At 57.2% G+C, this 1,495-nt stretch carries 2 protein-coding genes; both read left to right on the plus strand.

The features are described from left to right. The coding region (locus H6A60_RS11270) for an FAD-binding protein (protein ID WP_205104662.1) at positions 1-779 on the plus strand (779 nt) is incomplete at its 5' end. A gap of 361 nt (positions 780-1,140) precedes the next feature. After that, positions 1,141-1,257 carry an ATP-binding protein gene (locus H6A60_RS13820; RefSeq protein ID WP_239477732.1) on the plus strand — a complete coding sequence of 39 codons (117 nt, stop codon included), beginning with the start codon at positions 1,141-1,143 and terminating at the stop codon, positions 1,255-1,257. The last annotated feature ends 238 nt before the right edge of the window (positions 1,258-1,495 follow it).

Below are 1,495 nucleotides of genomic sequence, written 5' to 3' on the forward strand. Positions count from 1 at the left end.
GCCCGGAACTCGTTGCAAAGTACCATCCGTACCTCAAGGGGCGCAGGTCGCTCGGCTCGAAATTCAATACGGGCGACGGCATCGTTGCGGCCACGAACATCGGCGCGAGCCTCCTGGTCGAGCACAACGGCTTCGGCATGAACATGCTTTTTGTCGGCACAGGCACCGACAAGTCGATCGGCCAGCCGCTCGTTGAAGTCCCGCTCGTCATCGTCAACAAGGCGGGCACACGATTCCAGGACGAAACGAAAGGCTACCTTGCAGTCAACCACATGATGGTCGAAAAAGGCTACCCAACCGCCAACTGGATCTTCGACAAGAAGTCTGCGGATGCGCACCGCGCGGGGAGTCTCAAGCTTCTCTTCGAACAATTCAAGGTCAAGGAATACGCCTCGCTTGACGAACTTGCCAAAGGCGAAGGCATCGATGCCAAAGCGCTCAAGCAGACGATTGCCGACTACAACGCCGACGTTACCAAGGGAAAAGACCGCGTGACCGGCCGCACGAAGCTGATGCAGACGATCGACACGGCGCCCTTCTTCTCCTTCGAATGCGAACCGCGAATTTATACGTCCTACTCGGGGCTCGAAATCGACACGCATGCGCGTGTGCTCGATACGCGTCGCCTCCCGATCCCAGGTCTCTATGCCGCAGGCGACGTATGCGGTCACCTGGCCTACCAAGCGAATCTCGGTGGCGGCGGCATCAGCGGCATCGTGATGGCGACGGTCTACGGCCGCATTGCCGGACGAGAGGCCGCCAAGTCGACACCGCAATAAAAGCAAGCAGTCTCACTCTATGAGGCGCAAGCCTCCGCAGGCGTTCGCCAAACGAAGCCGTTGCGGAGGCTTGGTCTTCTTACGTCCCCGCCTTTCGAACGAAAATGTTTCTTGGCGTCCCGTCGCCGTTCCCCGTAAACCGTGCGCCGCCCACGTCCGTTACCGAGTTATATGTCGCCCGATCCGGTACGCACAATTTAGCGTCCACTTCATGACATGCGTGAGCCAGATGAAATCCTCGACAAGCTCGAAGCTTTCGACCATGGCAGATGCTGTCCGCCGACAGGCTCGCCTCTTTGAAGAGGCGGACATCGACACATTCAAGCTCGAATGAATCTTTTTGCCGACGTCGTACCGATAGATGACACAGAACACGCCTGTCTCCGTACTCATCACTGAACCGTCCGGAAATGGCAAGACCTTTCTGGCCAAGACGCTTGCCGCTCAGGCGTGTGTGAAGTCGCCCACCGTGCCGTAATACCGCCTGCCCCTACTGCTTGAAGAAGTTGAGGACGCCACTCTCAGGCATAACGACGAAACCTTCCGCCACCGAGCAAATGGCAGAGGATCGTTTACAACCATTTCAGAAGCAGTTCGACAATGGCGAGCTAGACAGCTGATCACTGAAGGCGATGCTCCTGAGGAATTTACGGAGAAGGAATCGGCCGATTTGGCTCAAGCCGTTTGGCGGCTGATACTGCCAAAATGCCGAAAAA

It is taken from the genome of Sutterella massiliensis (genome assembly GCF_016899755.1).
GTDB lineage: Bacteria > Pseudomonadota > Gammaproteobacteria > Burkholderiales > Burkholderiaceae_F > Sutterella > Sutterella massiliensis.

Bases quoted from the DNA above. Each gene is read 5' to 3' on its own strand.
- H6A60_RS13820 (WP_239477732.1), top strand. From the start codon at position 1,141: ATGACACAGAACACGCCTGTCTCCGTACTCATCACTGAACCGTCCGGA.